At 43.6% G+C, this 9,794-nt stretch carries 8 protein-coding genes; 1 reads left to right on the top strand and 7 read right to left on the bottom strand.

The window, feature by feature from the left end; all coding sequences use genetic code 11:
- Nucleotides 1–290, bottom strand: a 290-nt coding sequence (locus tag QZ735_RS05250; RefSeq protein WP_294245182.1) for a TetR/AcrR family transcriptional regulator, incomplete at its 3' end; no start/stop codon positions are given.
- A 1,489-nt stretch (nt 291–1,779) separates the two neighbouring features.
- On the opposite strand from QZ735_RS05250, the gene QZ735_RS05245 reads away from it, so the two are divergent.
- Nucleotides 1,780–3,951 (top strand): T9SS type B sorting domain-containing protein, encoded by a 2,172-nt coding sequence (locus QZ735_RS05245; RefSeq protein WP_294245179.1) that lies wholly within the window; start codon nt 1,780–1,782, stop codon nt 3,949–3,951.
- Nucleotides 3,952–4,006: 55 nt separating this feature from the next.
- Here the strand turns inward: QZ735_RS05245 and QZ735_RS05240 are convergent, their stop codons facing one another.
- From QZ735_RS05240 to QZ735_RS05215, 6 genes are all read right to left on the bottom strand, one after another.
- A complete protein-coding gene (locus QZ735_RS05240; RefSeq protein WP_294245177.1) occupies nt 4,007–4,831 on the bottom strand; it encodes a S1-like domain-containing RNA-binding protein in 825 nt (274 codons plus the stop codon).
- A 48-nt stretch (nt 4,832–4,879) separates the two neighbouring features.
- Nucleotides 4,880–5,362: a hypothetical protein gene (locus tag QZ735_RS05235; RefSeq protein WP_294245172.1), complete on the bottom strand. Its 483-nt coding sequence runs from the start codon at nt 5,360–5,362 to the stop codon at nt 4,880–4,882.
- A gap of 69 nt (nt 5,363–5,431) precedes the next feature.
- Complete coding sequence (locus QZ735_RS05230; protein ID WP_294245169.1) at nt 5,432–6,565, bottom strand: cytochrome c peroxidase; 1,134 nt, start codon at nt 6,563–6,565, stop codon at nt 5,432–5,434.
- A gap of 5 nt (nt 6,566–6,570) precedes the next feature.
- Nucleotides 6,571–8,124 (bottom strand): DUF6850 family outer membrane beta-barrel protein, encoded by a 1,554-nt coding sequence (locus QZ735_RS05225; RefSeq protein ID WP_294245166.1) that lies wholly within the window; start codon nt 8,122–8,124, stop codon nt 6,571–6,573.
- A 6-nt stretch (nt 8,125–8,130) separates the two neighbouring features.
- A complete protein-coding gene (locus tag QZ735_RS05220; protein ID WP_294245163.1) occupies nt 8,131–9,498 on the bottom strand; it encodes a DUF4876 domain-containing protein in 1,368 nt (455 codons plus the stop codon).
- Between the two features lie 24 nt (nt 9,499–9,522).
- The coding region (locus QZ735_RS05215) for a hypothetical protein (RefSeq protein ID WP_294245160.1) at nt 9,523–9,794 on the bottom strand (272 nt) is incomplete at its 5' end.

The raw sequence follows: 9,794 nt of genomic DNA, 5'->3' as shown, positions 1-9,794 counted from the left end.
CTGGTGGACAGGCTTCCCTCGATGAACTGGGCAATTTTTTCTTTAAAAGGCAGGTCTGAATTCATGATGATCTCAGACTTTTCGTGCTCTACTTTATGCGCTTCGTCGAAGATAATCTGGATCAGGTTATCCCTGGAGCGGAAATAGTAGTTGATCAGTGTCCTGTTGACACCGGCCGCATCGGCAATTTCCTGTGTGGTAGCGTCAAACTTCCCTTTCACAAAGAATAGATTCTTGGTGGTTTCCTTAATAAGTTCCTGCGTCTGGTCTTTTTTGATCTGATTTGACATTTTTGTTAAACAACTTTGTGCAAATTTAAACCAATCAATTGTTTTGACAAAATTGTTAAACAAAATAATTAAGGAAATTATTATGATATGCATCAGGTTTTTTTGCCGGCTGGCAAAGTGTCAAACTACTATTTTTATAGAATTGATCATAAATACTGACGATGTGTGCCTTCTCAGGACATGCAGTCCCTATCCCGGAAAGAATCTCTTTCAGACGCTCCGTTCGATCTGCGGAAAAATGCTGATTTTTCAGGTGCAGTCGCAGGTGGATTTACCTAAAATTAATTTTCGGAAACCGCCTGTTTCATTATCTTTGCCGGAAATTTAATAACCGATGCGAAAACTCTTGTTTCTATTTGCTATTCTTTACTATGGATTTGGTTTTGCCCAAAATCATATCTGGAACTTTCAGACCACCAGTACGATTGTTGAATCTCAGCATTATATTACGGTTAGCGATACAGATTCTCAGGGAAATATTTATGTAGCCGGGAGATATGGAAAATTAGCCTCTGCCGGCGTATACAGTATTTCATTTGGCACAATAACCAAAACTACATCAGCCAGCGAATTATCAAGAGCTGTTATTGCAAAGCTGGATAAAAACAAAAATGTTATTTGGGTAAAAGAAATCAGTTCAGATTATGGATCCGGAATTACGTCTTTAGTTGTTGACAAACAAGACGATGTGATTCTTGCAGGATATACAGATGGACAAAATTTAAGATTAAATCCAAATTCAAATTCTGTCTTCAATACAGGAATAAATGAATACAGCTCTTATATTGTAAAACTTGACGCAGCCGGAAATTATATTTTCGGAAATATTTATAATTATGTAGGAAATATTCTATGTACGGTCGATCAGAATAATAATATTATTTCTACAGGAAGTTATGTAAATTACCCTCCATTGGCCAATACTGATTTTAATCCCGACCCTAGCATTACTTATAATTTGCCGGCACCTAATGGAATTTTCATAATGAAAAATAATCCCGACGGATCATTTGTATGGGCACGTCCTCTTCATGCGCATAATATGCCCGCAATCAATTGTGTGAAAGTAGACAAAAGCAATAATATTATTATACTGGGAAGTTTTGAGGCTTATTTAAAAATTGATAGTAATACTTTTCCGGCAAATACCAACGGTACTAATCGTCTTTTTCTGGCTAAGTTTAATACCGCAGGTAATTTTATCTGGTACCAGAATCTTTCATATTACGGTCTGTTATATTCATCGAATTCAAAAATAGATATTGATAATGATAATAATATTTATACTGCAAGTACCTATTACGATGCCCAGACTATCAATTTTCCAAACACAATTATCAATGCTCCATTTGGAGGAAAAACTATTATTTATAAGATAAATAGCAATGGTCATCTGGTCTGGAATTCCTTAATAAAAGGTGCTGATGCATATGATTTTTTATCTATAAAATTAAATCCCGATAATACCATTAATTTTTTTGTACGTTATATGGATAATACCATTAAAGTAGTAAACGGAAATAATAATACCGAAGAAAAGGTAAAGAAATTGGATTTAGGACTGAATTACAGTTATTTAAGTCGTAATGCAGATACGTATTATTTAAAATTCCGGAATGATGGAAAACTGATTTTTAATAAAAGTGATTTCTCTTCTTTTTCGTACAGTCAAAATATCGATTACGAGGGAAATATTATTCTCGCAGGATATTATGATGATTACCAGGACTTCGATCCTGACCAGGATATAAAAATTATCAAGTATACTATTGGTGATATCAATGGATCTGTACAAAAATTCAGCAAATGTTATAATGGTATGCCTGATGGTGATAAAATACAAACTTTCTGTTCTTCCGCAAGCCCTACAGTAGCAGATTTATCCCCGAATACTTCTTACACAAACTGGTATAATTCTCCAGTGGCATTTTCGCCTTTGGCGGCAAATACACCTTTGCAGAATAATGTTACCTACTATGCTTCCGTACAGGACGAATCCTGTCCATATAATCCTAAACGGCTGGCTGTACAGGTGATCATAAAAAATTCTCCTCCAGCATTATCTGTAAATGATTTTTATTTTTGCAGCGATGTAAATCAAATGACTTTAAATCAGCTTAATATCAATAACAATCAAAATATCCATTTTTATGATGCGACAGGAAATCTTGTGGGTAATTATGCCAATATTATTGCAGGCTATCAATATTATGTCACACAATATAGCAGTGGCTGTGAAAGTGTGAAAGTTGCTTTCAAAGTTTTTTCAACACAGGGAATTACGCCTGTTGCCAGCTCTCAACAGACTTTCTGCGCCACCAGCCTGCCTGAAATTTCAGACCTTCAGGCTACAGGGCAGAATATCAGATGGTATGATGCAGCGGGCAACCTGCTGACTGCAACAGCTCCTCTGATGAATGGCCAGACCTACTATGCTTCGCAGACCATCAACGGCTGCGAAAGCAACAAAACAGCCGTCCAGGCCATAGTGAATGAAACCCCGAAACCGGCCGGAAACGCAGCCCAGGATTTCTGTGCTTCTGCCAGCCCTACACTGGCCAGCCTTGCGGTTGCAGGAAACGGGATCCGGTTCTACAATGCCGCAGGAACCCTGCTGCCGCTCACAACGCCGCTGATTCACGGCGTAACGTATTTTGCTACCCAAACCGTTACTAACTGCGAGTCTGAAAAGCTGGCCATCGCCGTGACGCTTTCCACCGATAATGTCCCGGCTCATGATCATGCATCGGTTTTCTGCAACACCAGTACGGGGAGTTCGATGACCGTAAACCTGGTTTCCTATCAGCAGGATATCATTGCTAACCCTGCGCTCTACACCTTTGCCTATACCGACGCTTCCGGAAACCCGATAGGAAATCCGTCTGCATACAGTCTTCCGTTGGGAACCACTATCATCCATGTAAAAGTAATGACAGCCGACGGTTGCTTTAAAGTAGTACGGCTGAATCTCACACTGCACCCGAAACCCAATGTGGAACTTCCGGAAAAGATTGATTTCTGCGACGGGAAAAGCATAACCCTGGATGCCGGAGCCGGCTATTCGTCCTACCTGTGGAATACGGGAGCCACCACGCAGACCATTTCCGTTTCCGTTCCGGGAACCTATTCCGTGACCGTAACCAACAGTTCCGGATGCCAGAATACCGATACGGTACAGGTAAGCTATACGTCCCTTCCGGAAATTACGGCAGTAAACATCAGCAATAGTACAGCAACAGTCATTCTTTCTGCTTCAGGAAGCTTTGAATATTCACTTGACAATCTTGTATGGCAGGATTCCAATGTATTTACCAACCTGTCTATCGGGGAATACATTGTTTATGTGAGGACCAAAGGCGGATGCATCATCGGCCGGAAGAAATTTTCCATTTTCGATATTCCCAATGCCTTCACTCCGAATGCTGATGGCTACAACGACCACTGGAACATACAGGGACTTGAAAACTATCCCGGAACGGAAGTCAATGTCTATGACCGCAGGGGACTGCCCGTCTTCAAAGAAGTGATGACCAAAAAACCGCTGTCCTGGAACGGAAAGCTGAACGGGAGCCCGCTTCCTACCGGCAATTACTGGTATACCATTAAAGTATCAGATGGCAGGATGTATACCGGATGGCTGCTGATCAAGAACAGGGAATAAATTAACAAGTAAGACAAAATAAAACCGGGCAGAATGTTCTGCCCGGTTTTATTTTTTATAACAATTTAATCTTATCATCTGAAAGATCAATGATCTTATCTTTATACAATCCGCCGATGGCTTTTTTAAAGTTTTTCTTGCTCATCTGGAGTTCATCCCTGATTTCCTCCGGCGTCGACTGATCCGAGAGATACAGCAGCCCGTAATTTTCTTCCAGTTTATCCAGGATTTTCTTTTTGAACTCATCAATGTTTTCAAATCCTTCCGGCTGCAGGGAAATGTCTATTTTCCCGTCTTCCCGGATGGTTTTGATGTACCCGGTTTCTTCCGATAGCGGATACAGCTTTTTAAAGACATCCGAGGCGTAAATCAGCCCGATGTATTTTTTGTTGATCACCACATTCCAGCCCAGCTCGCTTTCGTTCATCATGATCAGGTTTACCTTATCCCCTTTCTTGAACGGCAGGTCCTGGTACTGCGGGTTCCTTTTGAACTTGGTGGTTCCGGTGATCAGTTCCAGAACATCATCGATATAAATATGAACCAGGTATCTCTTTCCTTCGATAATTTTTGTCTTCTGCTGCTTGTATGGGATAAAAAGGTCCTTAATGATTCCCCAGTCCATAAAAGCACCGCTCGGCAGGCTCTGTACGCAGCTCATCACGGCAAACTCATCCACTTCGGCCAGCGGGATCTCGGTAGTGGCTTTCAGTTTCCCATCATCCTGATACACGAAAACCTCAAGATCCTCACCGATTTCCTTATCGTCATGAGTGAAAATTTTCGGCAGGAAGGCTTTTTCTCCGGATTCATCCGTAAGGATCCATCCTGAGCTGTTTTTATCTGAAATCTGTAAAGTCTGGGTTTTTCCGGGTTGCATGTATTGATAAAATTAGCTGACAAAGGTACGGAAATTGCCGATTTCCACCTATGGATAATCTTCCAAATCTTTCTTCAGTTCAGCGGCCTGCCCGAAATCAGCTGTGCTTCCCTGATCTTTGTCTGATTTCCCTACCGTTTTTATAAGCTTTCCGTTTCCGTAATACCGTCTGGACTCTGCTATCAGTACCGGCTTTTTAAGGTATCCTCTTTCTCCCGAAATACGGTATTTCTTAAGATGGACAAAAACCAGCCGGCCCCGGTGGAAAAAATATTCAGTCACGTAATTCCAGGCCGAAAGACCTGCCGAATATTCTATCTTTTTCAGTTCGCCATTCCGGTAAAAACCTTTGGCCTCAATGCCATTGTCCGTGACCTGGCCTATAGCGACAAAATACTCATTGGGAACCGTTTTTACCTGATAATTTCCGGCCAGATTGATCTCCTCAACAATTTTCCGAATCGCCGGTACCTCCTGACCGTACATTGAACCGGCAGCAAGAACTGACAGGAACATGAATAAATTCCACATTTTTTAATGGAAGATACGAATAAATTTCAGATGGGTGATAAAACAAGGTAAGCTGTTGCTTTCCTTGTTTTATTCCGGTAATTGCGGTGCCCGCATTTTGTATTTATAACTGTGAAGGGTATTCAGGAAATTTTCCAGATCCCGCAGCTCTTCATTCGTCAGATTCAGTCTTTTCAGCATTCCCGATTTTTGTGGTGCGAGCGGACTATCGCGGTTCCTTTTCTCATTCGGCATTCCGGCATTGTACATATTCAGTACGCCCCGGAGATTCGGGAAGAGGCCATTGTGCATATAAGGGGCCGTCCGGCTGATTTCTCTCAGAGTCGGCGTTTTGAATTTCCCCACGTCTTCATTTTTTTTCGTGATATGGTACAGCCCCAGGTCTTCATATTCACGGCCAAAGTAGGTCAGCCCGATGTTATGGAACTTCTGGTCTGAAAAATACGGTGTGTTGTGACAGTTGATGCAGTTGGCTTTCGTCCTGAACAGATGCAGTCCACTGATTTCGGAATCCGTCATTACCTTCTTCTCGCCGCTGATGAAACGGTCAAACCTGGATTTCGGACTTACGATTGTCCTTTCAAAGGTAGCAATGGCATCGGTAATCTGCTTTTCCGTAATCCTGTCCGTGCCGAAGGCTTTGCGGAAATGCATTTTATAGCCTTTTATTTTGGCAATTGCTTTTACGGCCAGCCTGGAATGGAAATTCATTTCCCGCGGATTTTCAATCGGTGCTTTCGCCTGATCTTCGAGGCTCGCCGCCCTACCGTCCCAGAAATACTGCCGGGCATATGCAATGTTCAGGATGGTGGGTGCATTTCTGGTTCCCAGCTGCCGGTTGTGCCCGTAGGCTACCCTTCTGCCGTCTGCCCAGGCCAGTTCCGGATCATGGCAGCTGGCACAGGAAATCTGCCCGGACTTTGATAAGCGGGGATCAAAAAACAACATCTTCCCCAGTTCTTCTTTGGTCTCCGAATACGGATTGGCTGCCGGAAATCCAGGCGCCGGAAGCACACCGATATCCCGGAAGCCTTCTTTTACCTCATCAAACAGCTGAGGCTCCGGCCAGCGTCCCGGATTTCCGCTTCCATACAATTCTCTCAGCTCCTCTGCCGAATACCCTTTCTGAACCTTACGGAAATCTGAAAAAGAATAGGCCATGAACAGGACTGCTGAAAGCAACAGCATATATTGATATTTCATACTATTTAATAAAAGAGTGATATTCCTGCATTGAAGATCAGGTTCGGATTTCCGTTGTAGCCGGTATCCTGCTCAAAATCTCTGCTCAGTGGGAACAGGGCAGAAAAACGGGTAAATATTCTCAGGTCAGTCCTGGCACCGACCTTCTGATAGAATTGAAGACCAAGCTGAGGGCCCAGCTTTGAAGTCGAATCAAAAGCATGATCATCCGCTATCACGTTATCGTACAGCAGCGTATTGGAGGAAGCCGGGAGATAAGTAAGGCTTTCCTTTACCTGAAAATAATAAGCGGCACCTGCCTCCACGTTGATTTTCAGGGAAGCATTAAAAAAAACATCTTTATTAAACCTGATATTCAAATCGATGCTTTTTACATATTTATAGGTGATCCCAAGCAGGTCAATGGCAGAAAAATCATTGTATATCCCTTCCAGCGTCGCTCCGAAACGTATTTTTCTTCCTTCTCTCAGCAGGAAATGATTCGTTGTGGATAAACGATCCAGGGTCATCCTGTAATTCTGGCCGAATTCGGCATTGTTGTAATTATCACCGGTCAGACTTTGGAAATTGACGTTTGAAATAACATCAGTATGTTCACCTTTGTACCCATAATTGGCATCCGTCTGGTAATTGACAAGCCTGTATTTCATCTTTTCAAGGCTTTCCTCAAAATAGGTATTGTTGCTTTGGTCACGTTCGAAAAGGTCCTGCATTTTCGTACTGTAGCTAAAATTGATACTGAAAAAGTTTTTTGGGTTTTCAAACGAATAGCCGCCTCCGAAATTCCGGTCTATCGTCCTGTAACTGTAATCAGAATATGACGGGAAATAGATCAGCCTTCCGTATCCGTTTGAAAACCTTACATAATAATCGGGATTGGCCGGGGCGTTTGTCGCCTCATTCACTGAGATCAGGTCATAGGTCTCAGATTTCCTTCCCAATCCTCCGAATGCCGAAAGCTGATGCTGACCGAACCGGTAACCTCCGAAAATTTTCCCGGAATAGTCTGCCGTTGAGATATCTGGCCGGGGATCTGATTTCCGGTAAGCGCTCCGGTTGCGGTAATCCACAATGGCTCCCAGTTCCAGGCCTTTCCAGACCTTGTAAGATAATCCCCCCTGCAGCCGGTAATCCTGGCTTTCCCAGTCCGCTTTTTTCGGGACCAGCAGGTAATTGGGATTCAGGACGAACCGGTCTTCAGTTCTTTCATTGGTTAAATTGTAGCCTAAGCCTTTTTCTGTAGTGAACGCGTAGTCAAAATTCCCCAGCAGCCTGAGCCGGTCGGAAATATTGAAGATTCCACGGGTATTGAAACCGAAGACCTGGCTCTCGTCTGCCGTCTGCACTCTTTTTATATTCAGGTCTTTCACGGTGGCAGTGAGGCGGGTTTCCGTGAAGTCGGAAAATTTTTGCCCGGAAAACTGGATGGGATTTTCCCACACCTTCTCAAACTGGCTGTAATAGGCCTGGTTAACCGGGATAAAAATACTGTCGTTCTGCTGTGCCGTCGCCCAGCCGGCAGAAAGCAAAGAAATAATAGGGATGGTCTTGAATTTCATAGTGCACTATTGTTGGAAACCTCTGGGATTGGCCTTTTGTTTTACAAAATCGTTGGCAGAATTATTGGTGTCTTCCAGCACTTTCCTCTTGGAACCGTTGGCCATTATAACTTCCGCCTTGGTTTTCCTGATGACGGCCTGCGAATTGAAGGCTGCATCACAACTGACGGAAGAAGCATCAATGGAAGCGCTGAGCATTTTCGGACGCTGGGCATTCGGGTTGAAATGCTGCAAGTCTACCCCGTCGATGATCACGGAATTCGGAATCTGCTTATAGTACCGTATGTTTGTGGAAACCGTAGTATAGGAAGGATCAGAGTAGCTTGGGAAGCTTTCGAAATCATCGGTCCTGAAAATCACGAAACTGTCTCTTCCCGGATTATCAATAATAAAATCGTTGTTTGGGTTCCAGTAGCCGGGTCTTCCCCAATAGGCGATCTGCATGTCCTTGACTGCCGGATTCTGGATGTCGTACTTATAAACCGGCTGCCCGATCGACAGGTTAAAATCGCCCAGGTACACTTCAAAATCGGCGGTACTCAGATCTACCGTCAGTGCCGGGTTCTGTACCGTAACCGGCATGCCTGTATTGTCTACCAGCGGTGCTTTGTGGTTTACCCCGTTTGAGGCAATTACCATGCTTTGCCCCGGAAAGATCGGATATTGGGTTCCTGATCCGGGAATCCTGAAAACATAGTCGGCGTATACATAATCCGTATTCGCAGCACTTCCCATGGTCATCCCGATCGATTTGCTCCAGTCGAACTGGCCGTTCGGCTGCGAATAAGAATTGTTTGTGGTATTGGTGTTCGGCTTTCCGTAAAGCTGTGCGAGGTAAAGCCCGTCTGCATAGATCACTTCATTTGAATTGTTGTGGATCTCGATAAACTGATCCCTGAAGCTGGCCCCCTGCGTGGCATGGCTGCCTGCGTAGGAAATCTGTTTGATGAGAAGATCCCCGATCCTTGCTCCTTTCAGTTCGATAAAAGTAGACTGCACATTCACATTGACAACCGCATTCTCCTGAATGCCGTTGAAACTGGTTTCCGAAGACGAAGAAGCATATCCGAACGTTATATTGAATTCATCTGATGCCATTTTCTTGGAAACGGTTACTTTATAGGTACCGGGAATGACACTGGTGAATTGAGCAAACCCATTGGCATCCGTAGACTGCGTATAGGTGTCGCCTGAATTATTGTTGGTAAGCACCACCAGGGCATTTCTGGCATGCAGCGATGAAAAGGAAGCGTCATATTTCACTTCTACCCGGAAGGCGGTGGGCTGAAGGGTACTGCCTTCGTTCCCGAAATCGTTGTCCCTGCAGGAAACCAGGAAGAGCATCATTGATAAAAAACTGAACACGTGTTTCATAATCATGTATTTATAAGGTAAATTTTAGAACTGGTATTCGATCTTGGCCCCGAAAGACAGCTTCAGAATATCATTGTTGAGCGTAGTGATGTACTTGCCGCTGGTGTAGGTGGTCCTTGTCTGCTTCAGGTCCAGGAAGTTATTGGCATAGAAGGAGAACCGGAAACCGTTCCGGAAATCTTTTGAAATCTTCAGGTTGAAATTATGGAAAACCTTGCCCAGCTCTTCATTTTCGTCATCAACACCGGTATCTTTAATTCCGGTAAACTGACCGGGATCGTTGATCTGTTCTTGTG

It is taken from the genome of uncultured Chryseobacterium sp. (genome assembly GCF_913776365.1).
Lineage (GTDB): Bacteria > Bacteroidota > Bacteroidia > Flavobacteriales > Weeksellaceae > Chryseobacterium.
The sequence above is the reverse complement of the archived record's forward strand: the minus strand, read 5'-3'. Positions and strand labels throughout refer to the sequence as shown.

Bases quoted from the DNA above. Each gene is read 5' to 3' on its own strand.
- QZ735_RS05245 (WP_294245179.1), top strand. From the start codon at position 1,780: ATGGATAATACCATTAAAGTAGTAAACGGAAATAATAATACCGAAGAA.
- QZ735_RS05240 (WP_294245177.1), bottom strand. From the start codon at position 4,831: ATGCAACCCGGAAAAACCCAGACTTTACAGATTTCAGATAAAAACAGC.
- QZ735_RS05235 (WP_294245172.1), bottom strand. From the start codon at position 5,362: ATGTGGAATTTATTCATGTTCCTGTCAGTTCTTGCTGCCGGTTCAATG.
- QZ735_RS05230 (WP_294245169.1), bottom strand. From the start codon at position 6,565: ATGAAATATCAATATATGCTGTTGCTTTCAGCAGTCCTGTTCATGGCC.
- QZ735_RS05225 (WP_294245166.1), bottom strand. From the start codon at position 8,124: ATGAAATTCAAGACCATCCCTATTATTTCTTTGCTTTCTGCCGGCTGG.
- QZ735_RS05220 (WP_294245163.1), bottom strand. From the start codon at position 9,498: ATGAAACACGTGTTCAGTTTTTTATCAATGATGCTCTTCCTGGTTTCC.